General features: G+C 43.1%; 17 protein-coding genes and 1 riboswitch. Of the genes, 11 read left to right on the top strand and 6 right to left on the bottom strand.

Features of this window, described 5'->3' with window-relative positions; genetic code table 11:
• The first annotated feature begins 99 nt into the window (after window positions 1–99).
• Window positions 100–1,248 (top strand): glycosyltransferase, encoded by a 1,149-nt coding sequence (locus tag FZ941_RS01675; RefSeq protein WP_148886603.1) that lies wholly within the window; start codon window positions 100–102, stop codon window positions 1,246–1,248.
• A 325-nt stretch (window positions 1,249–1,573) separates the two neighbouring features.
• Here FZ941_RS01675 and pepT read toward each other — a convergent pair whose 3' ends face one another.
• Complete coding sequence (gene pepT / locus FZ941_RS01665) at window positions 1,574–2,797, bottom strand: peptidase T (protein ID WP_015604808.1); 1,224 nt, start codon at window positions 2,795–2,797, stop codon at window positions 1,574–1,576.
• A gap of 283 nt (window positions 2,798–3,080) precedes the next feature.
• Here pepT and FZ941_RS01660 point away from each other — a divergent pair, with 283 nt between their 5' ends.
• The 4 genes from FZ941_RS01660 (at window position 3,081) to FZ941_RS01645 (ending at window position 7,993) form a co-directional block, all read left to right on the top strand.
• On the top strand, window positions 3,081–3,713 hold the full coding sequence (locus tag FZ941_RS01660; protein ID WP_148886602.1) for a copper homeostasis protein CutC: 633 nt from the start codon (window positions 3,081–3,083) through the stop codon (window positions 3,711–3,713).
• Window positions 3,714–3,724: 11 nt separating this feature from the next.
• Window positions 3,725–4,396, top strand: coding sequence for an MmcQ/YjbR family DNA-binding protein (locus tag FZ941_RS01655; RefSeq protein ID WP_148886601.1), 672 nt, complete (start codon window positions 3,725–3,727; stop codon window positions 4,394–4,396).
• Between the two features lie 112 nt (window positions 4,397–4,508).
• Window positions 4,509–6,257 (top strand): ABC transporter ATP-binding protein, encoded by a 1,749-nt coding sequence (locus FZ941_RS01650; RefSeq protein WP_148886600.1) that lies wholly within the window; start codon window positions 4,509–4,511, stop codon window positions 6,255–6,257.
• Window positions 6,254–7,993: an ABC transporter ATP-binding protein gene (locus FZ941_RS01645; protein ID WP_148886599.1), complete on the top strand. Its 1,740-nt coding sequence runs from the start codon at window positions 6,254–6,256 to the stop codon at window positions 7,991–7,993. The genes FZ941_RS01650 and FZ941_RS01645 overlap by 4 nt, the downstream gene beginning before the upstream one ends.
• 187 nt (window positions 7,994–8,180) lie before the next feature.
• On the opposite strand, the gene FZ941_RS01635 is transcribed toward FZ941_RS01645, so the two are convergent.
• From FZ941_RS01635 to FZ941_RS01625, 3 genes are all read right to left on the bottom strand, one after another.
• Window positions 8,181–9,470 (bottom strand): PLP-dependent aminotransferase family protein, encoded by a 1,290-nt coding sequence (locus FZ941_RS01635; RefSeq protein WP_148886598.1) that lies wholly within the window; start codon window positions 9,468–9,470, stop codon window positions 8,181–8,183.
• A 138-nt stretch (window positions 9,471–9,608) separates the two neighbouring features.
• The gene (locus tag FZ941_RS01630; RefSeq protein ID WP_148886597.1) at window positions 9,609–10,121 is read right to left on the bottom strand and encodes a transcription repressor NadR; all 513 of its coding nucleotides are present in this window, start codon (window positions 10,119–10,121) and stop codon (window positions 9,609–9,611) included.
• Between the two features lie 38 nt (window positions 10,122–10,159).
• Complete coding sequence (locus tag FZ941_RS01625; RefSeq protein WP_148886596.1) at window positions 10,160–10,684, bottom strand: ECF transporter S component; 525 nt, start codon at window positions 10,682–10,684, stop codon at window positions 10,160–10,162.
• Window positions 10,685–10,893: 209 nt separating this feature from the next.
• Between FZ941_RS01625 and FZ941_RS01620 the strand changes: the two genes are divergently transcribed.
• The 5 genes from FZ941_RS01620 to FZ941_RS01600 all read left to right on the top strand — a co-directional run bounded on the left by FZ941_RS01620 (window position 10,894) and on the right by FZ941_RS01600 (window position 14,931).
• Window positions 10,894–11,232 carry a zinc ribbon domain-containing protein YjdM gene (locus tag FZ941_RS01620; RefSeq protein WP_148886595.1) on the top strand — a complete coding sequence of 113 codons (339 nt, stop codon included), beginning with the start codon at window positions 10,894–10,896 and terminating at the stop codon, window positions 11,230–11,232.
• Window positions 11,233–11,240: 8 nt separating this feature from the next.
• Entirely contained in the window at window positions 11,241–11,867 is a 627-nt protein-coding gene (locus FZ941_RS01615) for a Pr6Pr family membrane protein (protein ID WP_148886594.1), read from the top strand.
• Window positions 11,868–12,152: 285 nt separating this feature from the next.
• Window positions 12,153–12,680, top strand: coding sequence for a bifunctional pyr operon transcriptional regulator/uracil phosphoribosyltransferase PyrR (pyrR, locus tag FZ941_RS01610; protein ID WP_148886593.1), 528 nt, complete (start codon window positions 12,153–12,155; stop codon window positions 12,678–12,680).
• A complete protein-coding gene (locus FZ941_RS01605; protein ID WP_045497156.1) occupies window positions 12,677–13,957 on the top strand; it encodes a uracil-xanthine permease family protein in 1,281 nt (426 codons plus the stop codon). The genes pyrR and FZ941_RS01605 overlap by 4 nt, the downstream gene beginning before the upstream one ends.
• Window positions 13,958–14,013: 56 nt before the next feature.
• Window positions 14,014–14,931: an aspartate carbamoyltransferase catalytic subunit gene (locus FZ941_RS01600; protein WP_148886592.1), complete on the top strand. Its 918-nt coding sequence runs from the start codon at window positions 14,014–14,016 to the stop codon at window positions 14,929–14,931.
• A 146-nt stretch (window positions 14,932–15,077) separates the two neighbouring features.
• Here the strand turns inward: FZ941_RS01600 and FZ941_RS01595 are convergent, their stop codons facing one another.
• Entirely contained in the window at window positions 15,078–15,644 is a 567-nt protein-coding gene (locus tag FZ941_RS01595) for a LytS/YhcK type 5TM receptor domain-containing protein (RefSeq protein ID WP_148886591.1), read from the bottom strand.
• A 4-nt stretch (window positions 15,645–15,648) separates the two neighbouring features.
• Window positions 15,649–16,626, bottom strand: coding sequence for a nucleoside hydrolase (locus tag FZ941_RS01590; RefSeq protein WP_148886590.1), 978 nt, complete (start codon window positions 16,624–16,626; stop codon window positions 15,649–15,651).
• A gap of 121 nt (window positions 16,627–16,747) precedes the next feature.
• A riboswitch (PreQ1 riboswitch) is annotated at window positions 16,748–16,792 on the bottom strand.
• 133 nt (window positions 16,793–16,925) lie between these two features.
• On the opposite strand from FZ941_RS01590, the gene FZ941_RS01585 reads away from it, so the two are divergent.
• Window positions 16,926–17,306, top strand: a complete 381-nt coding sequence (locus tag FZ941_RS01585) for a RidA family protein (protein ID WP_015604822.1) — start codon at window positions 16,926–16,928, stop codon at window positions 17,304–17,306.
• Window positions 17,307–17,364: the final 58 nt, after the last annotated feature.

Raw genomic sequence — 17,364 nt, 5'->3', positions numbered from 1 at the left:
ACTTTAAGGGATATCAAGTTTAGAGTAAAACAGAGGCTATTAGAATTGTAAATTCTATTAGCCTCTAGTTTTGTTGTATTAATGTTTTGGAGGAATTGAATGTCATCAATTGTATTGAATATGATTGTAAAAAATGAAGCCCATATAATTTTGGAAACGCTCCAAAATTTAGTCAATTCGATTACTTTTGACTACTGGGTCATTTCTGACACTGGATCCACAGATGGAACGGAAAACCTCATTTTGAACTTTTTTAGTGAGGTAGGGATTCCGGGAGAGTTGTATAAAGATGAATGGCAGAACTTTGCGCACAATAGAAATGTTGCCTTAGACCATGCAAGAGGAAAGGGAGACTATGTTCTTACCTTTGATGCAGATGACAGGATTGAAGGGAATTTAAAAATTTCTACTGATCTGGAAGCAGATGCCTATTATCTTAATTTTTCAGATGAGAGCGGAACTCTTTCATTTCGTCGCGTAGCCATTTTTAAAAATAGGCCAGAAGTCTATTGGCGAGGGGTCGTGCATGAATTTATTGAATTGCCTGAGGGTGCCACTTATGGAAATCTTGTCGGACCTTATTCAGTCATTGCAAGAACTAGAGGTGCACGAAGCCTAGATGGTGCTAAATATTTTAATGATGCAACTTTACTTGCAAATGCTGTTCATAATAAGCAAGACCCTGATTTAGAGCCCAGATATACCTTTTACTGCGGGAGATCATATCGTGGTGCAGGCTTAAATCACGAGGCACTTCCTTGGTTCAAGAAGCGGGCAGATATGACGAATGGATGGTCAGAGGAAGCTTATTATTCTTGTCTAGAGATAGCACAAATTTATGAAAATGAAGGGAAGGCTTTTGAAGGTCGAGAGTATTTGGAAAAAGCTATCCAGATCAATCCTAATCGTGCTGAAGCATGGTCTGAATTAGCTAAATTGTATAGAGAAAAAGGCCAGCATCACATTGCTTTTGCCTATGCTTACATGGCTAAAGATTTAGAATTAAATCCGGATAGTCTATTTAGCTGGGAGACGGTTTATGATTATTGGATTCCGTTTGAGTTGTTAGAAAATGGTGTCAAGATAGGGAATTTTGAAGTTGCCTACCAAGGCTTCAGAGCCTTAATTCTGGCAGGACAAGCTGATACTTATAAAAATTACTATGAATACTTGCCTCAATTTGAACAATATCTAGATAATGAGATTATTGAGAAGATTATAGAAGTAATTAACGGTACAGAAGCTTGATAGCAGCAATGCTAGATAGACTTTTGTCGATTAGAGTGGCTTGATGCAGCCTAAACTTTGAGAGTGGGACAGAAATCGGTAATTCGTTAGAATTCGATTTCGTCGTCTCACCTCCGCACAGTTGAGTAGGGCTGGAAAAGCTGATGAAATCAGCCTAGTAGAGCCCACTCAACCACTGCGTCTTGCTCGACAATCCAAAGACAATTGAGAGGCTAGGACAAAAGTCCTAGCCTCATTTGTTTTGGAGAAGCTGCTATTAGCCTAATTCTTAGTTTTGAAAGGCAGAAAAAAACCAGAAATTCCTCATGAATTTCCGATTTTTTATTTACTCTTGATAGGAAACAATGCCGATGATGGTATCGACAGCGCGTTCCATGGTTTCTAGGCTGACATATTCGAAACGGCCATGCATGTTTTCACCGCCAGCAAAGAGATTAGGTGTCGGGATGCCCATAAAGGAAATTTTTGAGCCATCAGTACCGCCACGGATCGGCTCGATAATCGGCTGGATGTCCAGACTTTCCATGACTGCTTTGGCGATATTGATCGGTGTCATGTCCTTTTCAATGACCTGCTTCATGTTGTAATACTGGTCTTTGAGGGTCAAGATGACGCGCTCGCTGCCCAGCTCTTGGTTCATTTTATCAGCAATAGCCTGCATAGCAGCTTTGCGATTTTCAAAAGCCTCTGTCTCAAAGTCACGAACAATGTAGCTGGCTTGTGCTTCCTCGACTGTACCGGTCAGGTTCATCAGGTGGTAGAAGCCTTGGTATCCCTCAGTCTTCTCTGGTCGGTCGGCTTCTGGCAGCTGGTTATGGAAGTCAATAGCCAGCTGGAGAGCATTGACCATCTGGTCTTTAGCAGTCCCTGGATGGACATTGCGGCCTTGGAAGGTCAGTTCTGCTCCAGCAGCACTAAAGGTTTCGTACTGGAGCTCGCCTAGAGGGCCGCCATCTACTGTGTAGGCGAAGTCTACATCAAAGTCTTCTGCATCAAACTTATCAGCACCGATACCGATTTCTTCGTCTGGTCCAAAGCCAACTCGGATTTCTCCATGCTTGATTTCTGGATGGGCAGATAGGTATTCGATAGCAGTCATGATTTCAGCAATACCTGACTTGTCGTCTGCTCCCAAAAGAGTGGTTCCGTCAGTCGTAATCAGGGTTTGCCCCTTGTATTTATGGAGACTGGCGAAGTCAGCAGGATCTAAGTTAAAGCCAGATTGCCCCAGCGGAATCACACCGCCGTCATAATTTTCAATGACCTGCGGCTGGATGTTTTCTGCGTTGAAGTCAGCCGTATCCATGTGAGAAATAAAGCCGATTTTGCGGGTAAAGCTTGGGTCGTTAGCTGGCAGAGTTCCAATCGCAAAGCCATTGGGCAGGTAGTAGACATTTTCCAAGCCAACCCGCTTCATTTCAGGGATAAGGACATTATTAGCAAAGTCCACCTGACTCTGAGTGCTGGGTGTCGTAGTAGATGTCTCGTCTGAGCGTGTGTTGACCTTGACATAGGTCAGGAAACGATCTAAAAGATTAGGGTATTTCATAAAAGCTCCTTTTTCATTTCATTTAAGTCTATTTTAGCACAATCTTGAACAAAAGACATCCGTAAGTCAACAATTCTATAGTTGAAAAGTCTTGGGAGATGGTCGTAGTGGAGATAACTGAAAATATGACTCATAAGGTTAGGTAATAGAAAATTGTTGCAAGCCTATTAATATAAAATTATTAAGAAAATGCAGTGGCAAATATGCTAGAGGTGCATTTTAAAAGAAATTTTGTGATATAATAAAAAGTAGAAAATCAATATAGTAAATAAGAGGTAGTGCCATGATTTATGAATTTTGTGCAGAGAATGTCACCTTACTAGACAAGGCTTTAAAGGCTGGAGCGAAGCGGGTTGAGCTGTGTGATAACCTATCAGTTGGGGGAACAACGCCTAGCTACGGTGTCATTGAGGCTGCAGTACGAATGGTTCAGCCTTATGATGCGACCGTGATGACAATGATTCGACCTCGCGGTGGGAATTTTGTCTATTCAGATATGGAAATCGAGATAATGCTCTCGGACATTCAAAAGGCACGTGAGGTGGGGAGCCATGGCCTCGTTTTTGGTGTTTTAACGGAAAATAACGAGATTGATTATCCTAAGATGGAACGGCTGCTTGAAGCCGCTCAGGGACTAGATGTGGTCTTCCATATGGCTTTTGATGCTATTCCTGCTGAATATCAGTTTGGAGAGTTAGATTGGCTGGTTGAACATGGAGTGAAGCGGATTTTGACTCATGGCGGGCCAGCGTCAGTGTCTATTCTAGAGCATTTAGCTTGGCTGGATGAATTGATTGAGCATGCGGCAGGGCGGATAGAAATTTTACCTGGTGGTGGAATCAACCTGGAAAATCGTGCTGAGATTGCTGACACTTTGGGTGTTGATCAATTGCACGGCACCAAAGTAGTATTTTAGCAGGCAAGTTCATGTTGGATTTATTTGACAAATACAGGCTGAAGGAAGAAAGTTTGCTGGATTATGGCTTTGTCAGGTCTGGTGCAGAATACAGCTATTCGACCAAGATTATGGCTGGCGACTTCCAGATGGATGTGCTGATTTCCGATGGAGAGCTGGATTTTCAGGTGTTTGACTTGGATACAGGTGACGAATACCGGCAAGTCAAGATGGAAAGTATGGCTGGAGAATTTGTCGGTCAAGTCAGGGCGGCTTGTCAGGAGGTTTTGCTGCACATTCGGCAGCATTGCTTTGAGGAAGTAGGCTTTCTTTATGAGCAAAGTCAGCGACTGAGTAGCTATGTGGCGACTACTTATCAAGGGCAGTTGGAATATCTTTGGGAAAATGCTTCTCGTAAAAGCGCTAATAGAGCCGCTGTTTTTCGCCATCAGGATAGCAAGAAATGGTACGGAGCTTTTTTGACGACCGACTGGTCTAAGTTTGAGAAGGAGCGCAGTGGTCTGATCGAGGTTCTAAATGTCAAGAGTGACCGAGTTGCGGAGCTTATTCAACAAAAAGGGATTTATCCCGCCTTTCATATGAATAAAAAATACTGGCTCAGCCTGCCCTTGGATGGGACCTTGTCGGATCAGCAGCTTTTTGATTTGCTGGATACCAGCTTTGCTCTGACCAAGAAAAAGTGAGCATGATTTACAAGAGTTTCATTTTTAACTGAAATAGCGTATAATAGAGATAATGAGAAACGGACAGTCGGATTAGGGGCTGTCCGTCCTTTGTTTGGAATGAGGAAACGAAATGAATCTTATCAGAAAACTGGACTGGTTTTTTAAACTGGAGAAGCGGAGCTACATGATCGGCATTTTGGCCTTGTCTCTGGTCAGTGTGTTTAATCTGATTCCACCACGAGTCATTGGACAGGTTATTGACCAGATTGCTGGGCGTAGTCTGACTGCCAGAGAACTTGCTTATAATCTTCTCCTTTTGATTTTGTCCGCTTTTATCATGTATGGTTTGCGGTATGTCTGGCGGCTCTATATCTTTGGCACTGCAAATAATCTGGGGCGCATCTTACGCTTTCGCCTTTTTGAACATTTTACGAAAATGTCACCAAGTTTTTATCAAAAATACCGAACGGGTGACCTCATGGCCCATGCGACCAATGATATCAATGCAGTAGTCAGCGTGGCTGGCGGTGGTGTTATGTCAGCGGTAGATGCTTCTATTACGGCCTTGGTGACCCTCATCACCATGTTCTTGGTCTTGGACTGGCGGCTAACCTTGATTTCTATTCTCCCTCTGCCCTTTCTGTCTTGGGGAACCAGCCTGATTGGTCGGAAGAATCACGAGAGCTTTAAAGCGGCTCAGGAGGCTTTTTCCGATCTCAACAATAAAGTTCAGGAGAGCGTAGCGGGGATTAAAGTAACCAAGTCCTTTGGCTATCAGAATGCGGAGACTCAGTCCTTTGCAGCAATCAATCAAGAAGTCTATCAAAAGAATATTTTAGCTGCCAAGTACAATTCTCTGTTTGACCCCATGGTGCTGATTTTTGTCGGCTTATCCTACGTTCTGACTTTGATTTTCGGAGGAATATTTATCTCTCAGGGTCAATTTACAGTCGGTGAACTGGTTACCTTTATGACTTATCTGGATATGCTGGTTTGGCCGCTGCAAGCGATGGGTTACCTAGTGAATATCAGCCAGCGGGGAGCTGTTTCTTATGAACGGATTGAGAACTTGCTGGCGGAGGAGTCGGATGTTAAGGAAGCCCAGCATCCACTTGCCAGTATTCAAAATGGTCGACTGGACTATGAGATAGATTACTTTGCTTATGAGAACGAAGTGACGTTGAAGGATATTCACTTTACATTAGAAAAAGGGCAGACTATGGGAATTGTCGGGCCGACTGGATCTGGGAAGACCACCTTGCTACGCCTTTTGCTGCGGGAGCAGGATATTCAAGAAGGAGCAATTTATCTGAACAGGCACGATATCCGAGAGTATGCTCTTAAGGATCTGCGCGGCCTGATCGGTTATGTGCCTCAGGATCAGATTCTTTTCGCCCTGTCCATTCGGGACAATATCCGCTTCGCCAATCCAGAACTATCAGAAGAGCAAGTCATTCGAGCAGCCCAGCTTTGTGGTGTTTATGAGGATATTAAGGCTATGTCGGACGGTTTGGATACGCTGCTTGGTGAGCGGGGCGTCTCGCTTTCTGGTGGTCAAAAGCAGCGTTTGGCTATGAGCAGAGCCCTCATCATCAATCCAGAAATTTTGATTTTGGATGATTCCTTGTCAGCAGTGGATGCCAAGACCGAGCATGTGATTTTAGAAAATCTCAAGCAGGAGCGAGCTGACAAGACGACCATTATCACCGCCCATCGTCTGTCAGCCATTGTCCATGCAGATTTGATTTTAGTGATGGAGAATGGTCGTATCAAGGAGCGAGGCAATCACCAAGAACTTCTGGCAGCACAGGGGTGGTATGCCCAAACCTATCAAAATCAGCAACTATATGAACGCTTTAAGGAGGAGTCTTCAAAATGACAAAACAATCAACTTTTAGACGCCTCCTAGGCTATATGTGGCGCTACAAATGGATTAGCCTATTGGCTCTAGCTTTTATTTTTGCGACAACTCTGGTGACAACGGCCTTGCCGCTCTTAGCTCGTTCTTATATAGACCAATTTGTCAGCCGAGAAGCAGCCACAAATGGTCTCTATCTGCTGGGAATTTACTATGGCCTCTTTCTTTTGCGTGTACTCCTTACTTTTCTGGGGCAATATGCTTTTGCACGGGTGGCCTACAGCATTGTCCGCGATCTTCGGCAGGAAACTTTTGCGAATATGCAGCAATTAGGCATGGCTTACTTTGACCAGACAGCAGCAGGGGCTATCGTTTCTCGCTTGACCAACGATACCCAGTCAGTGGCTGATATGTTTAGCAGTATTTTTTCAAATTTTCTCAGCTCCATGCTTATCTTGGTGGTGACAATTGCTACCATGCTGGCTCTGAATTGGCGACTGACTCTACTGATTGTCCTCTTTTTGCCTATCATGCTTGGCTCGATTATCCTGTATCAGCGGCTGTCCAATCGCTTGCTCAAACAAGTCCGAGCTAAACTAAGCGACCTCAACGTCAAACTTTCTGAGAGTATTGAAGGGATGCGGATTATCCAAGCCTTTGGTCAGGAAAAGCGGCTGTTAGAAGAATTTGAAGCAATCAATGGGGAACATTTTGACTTTAGCAATCGCTATCTAAATGTGAACAGCCTCTTTTTGCGCCCTGCTATGTCCTTGCTGAAAATCTTGGCTTATGCTCTTATTCTGACTTATTTTGGCTTGAGCTGGCAAGTAGCTGGAGTGACTGCAGGTGTCATGTATGCTTTCATCCAGTATGTCAATCAGCTTTTCAATCCCTTGATCGATGTCATGCAAAATTACTCAGTTCTTCAGACATCCATGGTGGCTGCGGAGCGCGTTTTTGAACTGATGGATCGTCGAGACTTTGAGCCTGAACAAGCGGAAGAAGGACCTGAGATTCAGGCAGGAAATATTGACTTTCAGCATGTGAGCTTTTCCTATGACGGAAAAAGAGAGATTCTAAAGGACATTTCTTTTAGCGTCAAGCAAGGTGAGACGATTGCTTTTGTCGGATCAACGGGGTCGGGAAAATCCTCCATTATCAACCTTTTCCTGCGCTTTTATGAATTTGAGAAAGGTAAGATCCTTATTGATGGCAGAGACATCAGAGACTACAGTCAAGCAGAGTTACGCCGCAATATCGGTCTTGTCTTGCAGGATCCCTTCCTCTACCACGGCACCATTGCCTCCAATATCCGCATGTATCAGGAAAATCTATCGCAAGCGGAGGTCGAAGAAGCAGCTCGCTTTGTTGATGCCCATGACTTTATCAGCCAACTACCTCTGGGATATGATAATCCGGTTACTGAGCGAGGTTCCACCTTCTCTAGTGGCCAACGACAGCTTTTGGCTTTTGCCAGAACCATCGCAACTAAGCCTAAAATCTTGATTTTGGATGAAGCCACTGCCAATATCGATTCGGAGACTGAGGAGCTGATCCAGCATTCTCTCCGGAAAATGCGGCAGGGGCGAACCACCATTGCCATCGCCCATCGGTTGTCCACGATTCAGGATGCCAATTGCATCTACGTTTTAGATAAGGGGCGCATTATTGAGTCTGGTAGCCACGAAGAGCTCTTAGCACAAAATGGGACGTACAAGAAGATGTACCAGTTACAGGCTGGAATGTTGGATGCCTGAAAAACAAGGAAAAATTCAAAGAAAAGAGGCTGGGACAAAAGTTCTAGCCTCTCAATTGTTTTTGGATTGTCGAGCAAGACGCAGTGGTTGAATGGGCTCTACTAGGCTGATTTCATCAGCTTTTACAGCCCTACTCAACTGTGCGGAGGTGGGACGACGAAATCGAATTCTAACGAATTACCGATTTCTATCCCACTCTCTTTTCTAGATAGTCTTTAAATTTTTCCAAATTTTCCTTTAAATCATCAAACCCTAGCTTAGCATAGTGGTAGGGGCAGGTCTGAATGTAGCTGCTTTCAAAAAAGTCCAGCGGCAGCTTGCTGTGTTTGAGGGAGCTGACTGAGGGAAGGGATTGGAGGTTAAAAATCACGCCATCTGTTGTCAACTGGTGGGGCAGAGGGAAATGAAGGTCGTCCAAGAGGAATTGTGCCTTATTTTTTTCAGTTTCCAGCCGGTTCAGCAAGGCTAGGCGATTCTTTTCAAACATCAGATTGTCAATATAGAGGGATAGAGCCTTTTGCATGATGAGGTTACTGTCGTAGTCAACCGCTATTTTATAGGATAGAAAGGTTTCTCGAATATGTGGTGGCAGAGCCAAGGCCGTGATGCGCAGGGCAGGAAAGAGACTGGTAGAAAAAGACTTGATATAGAGGACATGCTGGCTGTCATCTATATAATGAAAGGGTAGTTCCCGCTTGCTGTCAAAGTCAGCCAGATAGTCGTCTTCAACGATATAGACATCATAACGCTCAGCGAGGGCAAGGATTTCTTCCTTTTCCTGACGACTGTATGAATGTCCTAGTGGATAGTGAAAGCGGGGAATCGTATAGAAAAACTTGATCCGCCTTGTTTGAAAAATTCTCTCTAACTCTTTCAGGTCAATCCCAGTCGGTTTACGTTCAATGGTCTCATAAGGCAATTTCTGATTTAGCAGTATATCATTGATTCGGTGGTAGGTGGGCTGCTCAACCAGAATGGTCTCTTTTCTATTAGGGAAGTCAATCTGAGAGAGAATGTAGAGGGCTTGCTGGGTACCGGAAGTCAGAATTAAATTATCTGCAGAAGTGTAAACTGCAGAGTCCAAGAGCAAGCGCTGGACTGACTGTCGCAACTCCTCCAGTCCTTCTTGTTGGGAATAGTAGTTAAAAAGATAGTTTTCTCGACCGATCAGCGTTTCATTGACACACAGGCGGAAGTCTTCATAGGCTTGGTGGCGGTCGTCTGTCACAGCCAGCTCTATATCTTCCTTTTTATTTTGGTCATTTTCCAAGACATAGTAGCCACTCTTAGGTACAGCATAGATGTACTTCTGATAACGAAGTTCAATCAGAGCCTTCTGAGCAGTATCTTTACTGCAATGGTAGCGGTCTGCCAGCTTGCGGACGGAGGGAATCTTTTGCCCCGTAGTAAGCCTTCCCTTGTCAATGTCCCTAATAATTTTATCCATGATAACTTGGTATTTAGCTTTTGCTGCCATTCTGTCCCCCTACAGATTCCTTTCTCTTATTTTACCTTATTTCTAGGAAGTTGACAAAGTCTCTTGTTCATTTAAAATATAAAAACCAGCTTTGACTTTCTTTCAAAACTGGTTCAATCTAGAATATTTGCTTTGCGCTTATTCTTGCAGAAAGCCCAGTCTAGCTAAGGCTTCCTCAATATAGTCTAAGTCCTGCTGAGAGTCTGCCTCGATTAGATGGTAGTGGACTCCATTTGTTAGCTCGGATAAGGCACGAAAATCGCTCTCTGAAATTTGCTCTAAAAATTGCTGCACATCGCGACGGCAGGTCAATTTCAGATAGGTCTGGATTTCCCCATAGACAGGATGCTCAATCATGATATTCTGCACCCGTCCGCCATTATCAACGATGGCCAAAAGTTCGGCTTCGATATCATCCGCCTTGTGTTTGAGTTTAAAAAGTCTGTGAAAATGAGCGGGCTGATTGCTTTCTTTATAGAGATAGCCCCTATTAGTACTGATAATGGGAGTGCCATCGGCTCGCAGTAGGGCAATATCCTGAACGATAATCTGACGAGTGACATGAAATTGTTCCGCCAAAAATTGTCCATTTAAAGGTTGTCGAGCTTCTTTTAAAAGCTCTAATAAATCATTTCTTCGTTTTTTTGTCATAACTTCATTGTAAATCAAATCTCTAGAAGATTCAAGGTTTAGCGAATCTTTTTCAGAGCCTGATAGACAAATTTTGCAATGACAAAGTCAACCATGCTGTGAATGATTGTTCCAAATCCAACTAAACCGAATAGAATATAGAAGGCATTCGCCGGATAGGCTGTCGTAGTGTAAAAGAGAATGCAGACCACTACCTCGCCAAAGGCATGAATCAAGGCCAGCACGAAATTAAATATCCAAGTTTTTTTCTGATTGTCCAGTGTTTCCGGGTGTTTTTGCAGGTAAAGAGCGCCGATAGTCCCGAAGAGCAGGTGAGACAGAGCTCTCAGTGTGATGATGAAAGGAAGACCGGACATGAAAAATCCGATGGTAGAGCCGAGGACGACAATCACTGTCATGAGGGGCGAGATGAACATGGCCAGAAAGATAGCAACGTGACTGGCTAAAGTGAAGGAAGCGGGCGGAATGACAATCTTAATCGGCATAACCAGCGGGATAACAATGGCTAGGGCAGTCAAAAAAGCGGTCAGTGTCATAAACTGATTTTTAGATGTTGGTTTCATAATAAACTCCTTTTATATACTGTATATACACTAGAATAGTACATTGTTTTGTCACAAAAGTCAAGAAAGTTTTTTGAAAATAGAATGATTTTCTGGACTTATTTGTCAAATAAGATAAAATATCGTATAATAAGACGGTAAAATATGGATGCCATTCAGGTTCTGTTCTTTTTCTGAATGTCTGTCCGCCTATAAGGAGAAATGATTTAATGAATAATTTGCCAAATTGCCCAAAATGTAACTCAGAATACGTTTATGAAGACGGTGTCCTCTTGGTTTGCCCAGAATGTGCCTATGAATGGGACCCTGCAGAAGTTGCAGCAGGAGAAGCTGGTCCAGTGGCTATTGATGCGAACGGAAACCAGTTGGCCGATGGGGATACAGTTACCTTAATCAAGGACTTGAAAGTCAAAGGTGCTCCTAAGGATCTCAAACAAGGAACGCGCGTGAAAAATATCCGCATCGTCGAAGGCGACCACAATATTGACTGTAAGATTGACGGATTTGGTGCTATGAAGCTCATGTCAGAATTTGTCAAGAAAATCTGAGAAATCTTATGAATAAAAAATTAATTTTTGCTTATCGCCTTCTTCTTCTGGTTTTGGCTTTTGTCGGAGTCTATCTGGAAATTGCTAAACTTGGCGTGGGAATGCTGATGTACTACACGGTCTTGTCTAATCTTCTGGTTCTGTTATTTACCGCCTATCTTATTTTTAGGATGTGGACAGTCAATAATTGGGAGAGTTCTAAGCTGTTGCGCGTGAAGGGCGGCGTGACCATGTGTATCATGATTACCTGCGTCGTCTATCACTTGCTCCTAGCTCCGATTGCGACAGATTTTTATCGTTTGGAAAATTTCCTTTGCCATTACATTGTGCCTCTCATGTTTTTCTTTGATACTCTTGTATTTGATAAAACTCGGCAGTATCGTTGGTTTGATCCCATTTCTTGGACAGGTGTTCCGCTAATTTACATGATTTTTGCCCTTATTAACGGCTTTTTCTTGAAAATTGATATTCCCAATGCCAAGGATAAACCCTTTCCCTACTTTTTCCTTAATGTCTATAAGCACGGTTGGCCTTATGTGATCAAGATGTGCTTGATTATCTTCGTGGTTTATCTAGTCTTTGGTTATGTTTTCTACGGAATCAAATCTATCTCATTTTCAAAGAAGAAAGCTTAGATTCTTATAATAGGAATAGAAAACAGATGTTCTCTGTTTTTTATTTTGTTGAAATGGATTAGCAATTTATCGTGAAAAAAGTTCATTTTTTTCTTGAAATGGAATTGAAATTGTGGTATAGTTATAAACAATTAAATAGTCCTTTAATTCTATCCAGAGAGATAGGCAAGGAGCAAAGTAAAAATGATGGGTGGAGTGTGACAAGTGCGTCTTGTTTCAGCCTGTCTCTATTTTCTGAGGTCTCCTTGCAAAAGGAGGCTTTTTTAATGTTTTTAGGAGGTTTAGATGAAGACAAAGGAAGTTGTCGATGATATCACCATGAATCGTGCCATCACGCGGATCACCTATGAAATCATCGAGCGCAACAAGGATTTAAGCCAAATCGTTTTGGCAGGCATTAAGACCAGAGGGGTTTTCATTGCCAAGCGGATTCAGCAAAGACTGGCTCAGCTAGAGAAAATTGAGATTCCAGTTTGTGAAGTGGATACAAAGCCCTTCCGAGACGATATCAAGGTCAAGGAAGATACGACAGTGATTCCAGTTGAGATTACTGACCGCGAAGTGATTCTCGTCGACGATGTACTCTATACAGGCCGGACTATCCGTGCAGCCATTGATAATCTTGTCAGCAATGGGCGACCATCACGCGTCAGTCTTGCCGTTCTAGTGGACCGTGGGCACCGTGAGCTACCGATTCGAGCAGACTATGTTGGCAAGAATATTCCGACGAGCCGCCGAGAAGAGATTATTGTTGAAATGACTGAAAAAGATGGTCAGGACCGAGTTCTGATCGTAGAGGAGGAGACAAGATGAGTCAAGAAGTTAAATACGATGTCCATGATATGCCAAAACCTGGTTTACTCTTAGGACTTTCATTCCAGCATTTATTCGCCATGTTTGGTGCGACGGTGTTGGTTCCGATTCTGGTGGGAATTGACCCAGCGGTAGCCCTGTTTTCAAGTGGTTTAGGAACACTGGCCCACTTGACAGTGACCAAGTACAAGATTCCTGCTTATATGGGTTCCAGTTTTGCTTATATCGCTGCCATGCAAATTCTAATGAAGACAGATGGGATTGCTGCGGTTGCGCAAGGTGCTATCACGGGTGGTCTAGTCTACTTTATCGTGGCCCTCATTGTGAAATTCGCAGGTAACGCCTGGATTGATAAGATTTTGCCACCAGTAGTGGTAGGGCCAATCATCATGGTGATTGGTCTGAGTCTAGCGGGTACAGCCGTTGGCGATGTGATGTATAAGACTGTTGGAGACCAGAAGGTTTACGATATCACCTACTTTGCTATCGGGATGGTAACCCTCCTCTGTGTTATTCTCTTTAACATCTACGGTAAGAAAATCGTTGGTATTATCCCGGTACTGCTGGGCTTGATTGTTGGCTATATCTTCGCTCTGATTGTCGGAGCAGTGACAGGTCAGGAGATTATCTCTTTTGCCAACGTGACAAAAGCTTCTTGGTTCCATGTTCCACCAATGAATCTTCCGTTTATAGATTATGATTTTAAATTATATCCAAGTGCAATCCTAACAATGGCACCGATCGCCTTTGTAACGATGACAGAGCACTTTGGACATGTTATGGTTCTGAATAGCTTGACAGGCAAGGATTTCTTTAAAGAGCCTGGTTTGGATAAGACTTTGGCTGGGGATGGTCTAGCTCAGGTCATCGCAGGTATCTTTGGTGCTCCGCCAGTGACTAGCTACGGTGAAAATATCGGGGTTATGGCGCTCAATAAAATCTACAGTGTTTATGTGATTGCTGGTGCTGCTGTATTAGCGATTGTCATGAGTTTTGTTGGAAAAGTATCTGCCCTGCTCCAATCAATTCCAAGTCCAGTTTTGGGAGGCATTTCCATCGCCCTCTTCGGGGTAATTGCTTCCAGCGGTTTGAAAATTCTGATTGAAGCGCAAACCAATTTTGACAACAAAAAGAACCTGCTGATTGCCAGTGTCGTTCTGGTATCTGGTATCGGTGGTCTGACCCTGCAACTATCAGGTCTGCAAGTTTCAGGAGTTGCCTTGTCAACTGTTCTGGGAATTGCCCTCTACCTCATCCTGCCAGAACCTAAAAATTAGGCTGACGAGATTGCTACATTTGTCCAAAGTTTTTAATAAAAAAGGAGTATAACATCATGTCATCAAATCAAATCGCACTTAAAAATCTTGTATCTATGGAACACCTTACGAACGAAGAAGTAATGGCTTTGATCAAGCGCGGGATTGAATTTAAAAACGGCGCAAAGGTTCATTATGGTGAGCAGCATATCGTTGCAAATCTCTTCTTTGAATCTTCAACACGGACTCACAAGGCTTTTGAAGTAGCTGAATTAAAACTTGGATGCGACCTGCTTGACTTTGATGTCAAGACAAGCTCAGTCAACAAGGGAGAAACCTTGTACGACACGATTTTGACTATGTCAGCTCTCGGTGTAGATGTCTGTGTCATCCGTCACCCTGAGGTCGATTACTATAAAGAATTGATCGAAAGTCCAACAATTACAACTTCTATCGTAAATGGTGGTGATGGTTCTGGTCAGCATCCGAGCCAAAGTTTGCTTGACTTGATGACAATTTACCAAGAATTCGGTCATTTTGATGGTTTGAAAGTAGCTATCGCTGGTGACCTTGATCACTCTCGTGTAGCCAAGTCTAATATGCAAATCTTGAAACGTCTTGGTGCCGAGCTCTTCTTTGCTGGTCCAGATGAGTGGAGAAGTGCGGAGTTTGCTGACTATGGAAAGTTCGTAACCATTGATGAAGTGATTGACCAAGTGGACGTGATGATGTTCCTCCGCGTACAGCATGAGCGCCATGACTACAACTCTATTTTCTCTAAGGAAAATTATCATAAACTCCATGGTTTGACGCAAGAGCGCTATGATCGTATGAAGGATACCGCTATCCTGATGCACCCAGCGCCTGTCAATCGCGATGTAGAAATTGCAGACCATTTGGTTGAAGCTCCAAAATCTCGGATTGTAGAACAAATGACAAATGGCGTTTTTGTCAGAATGGCTATCATTGAGGCAGTTCTCAAAGGACGAAATTAATCTCAGATGTAGCTTGGGAGTAGGATTGGACTCAAGAAGAGTCTCCCTATTCCTTTTTTAAACTTAATCTTAAAGACTTATAAAAAAACAAATGTTAAAATCAAAAGAACTACTCGAAATTATGTTTTTTGAGTAGTTCTTTTGATTTATGCATTGTTGGATTTTGCAAAGATTCTTGGGCTGACTTTTTTGAGTTGTGGGATGAAGACCAGACTGACCCCAATAACGATAAGTCGGTCTGCATAGTCGGTCAGTGCTTGGACAATGATGGTGCTGGTGACCAGATCTAGGCCTAAGCCATGTAAGCCCTGAACGATGATGCTGGAACCGCTTGGAGTAATTCCTTTGAAGACTATCACAGTGATCAGAGAGGCCAAAGCAGTAGCTGGCAGGGAAACCAGAAATGTTTTCCAGAGGAGGTTTAGTCTTGGTTTTGAATCAGAAGTGAAAAAGACTGAGACAAGCAGAGCCAAAAGAATGGCTACTGGAGAGAAATAAATAGCAGAAATGTCTGTTGTAAAGGCGCTAATAAGAGCACTGGCAACCGCAGTTCCTACTCCCCAAATAGGTCCTAAAATGAGGCTGGCTAATATCGTTCCAAAAGTATCCAAATAAACAGGAAGTTTTAGAAAAAGAGCGATGTTGGCACCGACATAGTTTAGAGCGATGCAGATAGCTGTAAATGTAATGGTAAATGGTGTTGTTTTTTTCATAATCTTATCCTAAATTTAAAGTTTCTAGATCTTGGCAGATGATTTCCTTTGAAGTGTTGAGTATCACGGAGAGAAAATCCTGAAAGAAGAGGTGGGTGTTTACTTGAGTCAGCACCTTAGCATTGGCTTGCTTACCATAAAAATGATAGGCATCAACCAGCGTTTGTCCCATGGCAATGCCTTCCGTTGCGAGGTCGACGAAGGAGTCAAATCCTTGACAAAGGTCTTCATGTAGAAAATGAGCAACGGCCAATGGGTCGTTGATGACACAGCCGATGATATGTTCATACTCCCAATGAAAATTCCAGTAAAAACGCGTGATTTTCCCGACAAAGTCAGCAACTTCAGGGTTGATAAAACGCATATATTCTAAGAGATTGGGTGTCAAGACAATCTTTCGAGTGACATCTAGACTGACCATTTCAATCTTTTTCCCAAGTTTTTCATAAGCTTCTTGGGCTGCATGTGGATCGCACCAGTAGTTATACTCCGCTACGGGCGAGCAGTTGCCATGCGATTTGTAGGTGCCGCCCATGCTGACAAATCGGTCTAGATGTTGCCCAAGTGTAGGATTGTTCCTAAGAGCCAAGGCAATATTAGTCAAAGGTCCTAGCGCAATGATGGAAGTATCACTATTTTTCTGGAAATAGTCAGCCAGAAAGTCATAAGCTGCTTGTGGTTGGGCTTGGGCGGAACTGCTTCTTGTTATCCCGCTTTCCCCCAATCCATCCATGCCGTGTGTGTCCTGAGCGGAGACGAAGTCACGAACCAAGGGCTTGTCGGCTCCTACATAGACTGGAATATCTAGCCTATTCAGCCTTTCTAAGATTTTAAAGGCATTTTCAAGACCAAGTTCCACTGGGACATTTCCAGCAACTATGGTCAAAGCAACGACCTCTAAGTCAGGGTGTTGTAGGGCATAGAGCAGGGCTAGGCTGTCGTCTATGCCAGGGTCGCAGTCAATAATAACTTTTCTTTTCATAGGTCCTCCTTTTGAGAAATAAAATAAGGCTGAAACCTCAGTCTCAACCTCTCAGTTAGTTCTGCCAAAGCGGCAGCATACCAGAAAAAACTATGCGCAATTACATTACTTTAGAATATAAGGGTACTTAGTTTTTTATACTGGGAAGTTTGCGAACCAGTCCAAAACAAGTGTTTTGAATTATGCATTTACTATCATAAAGAAAAATATCTCAAAAGTCAATGGGAAGGGGGACAAGAATAGTCAGTCTTTTGACTTTATGATATAATAAGTAAGATAAAAGAAATGAGGAGAATACAATGGCAAAAATAGTACAAACAGATAAAGCACCAGCAGCAATCGGACCTTATGTCCAAGGAAAAATCGTCGGCAACCTTTTATTTGCCAGCGGTCAGATTCCTTTGTCACCAGAGACAGGAGAAATTGTAGGAGCAACAATTGAGGAGCAGACCCAGCAAGTTTTGAAAAATGTAGGAGCCATTTTAGAAGCAGCTGGAACAGATTTTGACCATGTGGTCAAGGCAACCTGTTTCCTAAGTGATATCAATGATTTTGTGCCATTTAATGAAGTCTACAAGACAGCCTTTAAGAGCGAGTTTCCAGCTCGTTCGGCAGTAGAAGTGGCTCGCTTGCCTCGTGATGTTAAAATCGAAATCGAAGTCATTGCCGAGATTGTGTAATAAATGCTTGGGGCTGGGAAGTTTCCCGTCCTTTTTTAGAAATAAAATGTTAGATGAA

The organism is Streptococcus sp. Marseille-P6264 (genome assembly GCF_902460355.1).
Classification (GTDB): Bacteria; Bacillota; Bacilli; order Lactobacillales; family Streptococcaceae; genus Streptococcus.
This window is presented reverse-complemented; position numbering and strand designations above follow the sequence as displayed.

What these genes read in the sequence shown, in the direction of transcription:
- FZ941_RS01615 (WP_148886594.1), top strand. Translation starts at nt 11,241, where the DNA reads ATGAATAAAAAATTAATTTTTGCTTATCGCCTTCTTCTTCTGGTTTTG.
- FZ941_RS01630 (WP_148886597.1), bottom strand. Translation starts at nt 10,121, where the DNA reads ATGACAAAAAAACGAAGAAATGATTTATTAGAGCTTTTAAAAGAAGCT.
- FZ941_RS01605 (WP_045497156.1), top strand. Translation starts at nt 12,677, where the DNA reads ATGAGTCAAGAAGTTAAATACGATGTCCATGATATGCCAAAACCTGGT.
- FZ941_RS01675 (WP_148886603.1), top strand. Translation starts at nt 100, where the DNA reads ATGTCATCAATTGTATTGAATATGATTGTAAAAAATGAAGCCCATATA.
- FZ941_RS01660 (WP_148886602.1), top strand. Translation starts at nt 3,081, where the DNA reads ATGATTTATGAATTTTGTGCAGAGAATGTCACCTTACTAGACAAGGCT.
- FZ941_RS01655 (WP_148886601.1), top strand. Translation starts at nt 3,725, where the DNA reads ATGTTGGATTTATTTGACAAATACAGGCTGAAGGAAGAAAGTTTGCTG.
- FZ941_RS01590 (WP_148886590.1), bottom strand. Translation starts at nt 16,626, where the DNA reads ATGAAAAGAAAAGTTATTATTGACTGCGACCCTGGCATAGACGACAGC.
- FZ941_RS01650 (WP_148886600.1), top strand. Translation starts at nt 4,509, where the DNA reads ATGAATCTTATCAGAAAACTGGACTGGTTTTTTAAACTGGAGAAGCGG.
- FZ941_RS01645 (WP_148886599.1), top strand. Translation starts at nt 6,254, where the DNA reads ATGACAAAACAATCAACTTTTAGACGCCTCCTAGGCTATATGTGGCGC.
- pyrR (WP_148886593.1), top strand. Translation starts at nt 12,153, where the DNA reads ATGAAGACAAAGGAAGTTGTCGATGATATCACCATGAATCGTGCCATC.
- FZ941_RS01595 (WP_148886591.1), bottom strand. Translation starts at nt 15,644, where the DNA reads ATGAAAAAAACAACACCATTTACCATTACATTTACAGCTATCTGCATC.
- FZ941_RS01625 (WP_148886596.1), bottom strand. Translation starts at nt 10,684, where the DNA reads ATGAAACCAACATCTAAAAATCAGTTTATGACACTGACCGCTTTTTTG.
- FZ941_RS01585 (WP_015604822.1), top strand. Translation starts at nt 16,926, where the DNA reads ATGGCAAAAATAGTACAAACAGATAAAGCACCAGCAGCAATCGGACCT.
- pepT (WP_015604808.1), bottom strand. Translation starts at nt 2,797, where the DNA reads ATGAAATACCCTAATCTTTTAGATCGTTTCCTGACCTATGTCAAGGTC.
- FZ941_RS01600 (WP_148886592.1), top strand. Translation starts at nt 14,014, where the DNA reads ATGTCATCAAATCAAATCGCACTTAAAAATCTTGTATCTATGGAACAC.
- FZ941_RS01620 (WP_148886595.1), top strand. Translation starts at nt 10,894, where the DNA reads ATGAATAATTTGCCAAATTGCCCAAAATGTAACTCAGAATACGTTTAT.
- FZ941_RS01635 (WP_148886598.1), bottom strand. Translation starts at nt 9,470, where the DNA reads ATGGCAGCAAAAGCTAAATACCAAGTTATCATGGATAAAATTATTAGG.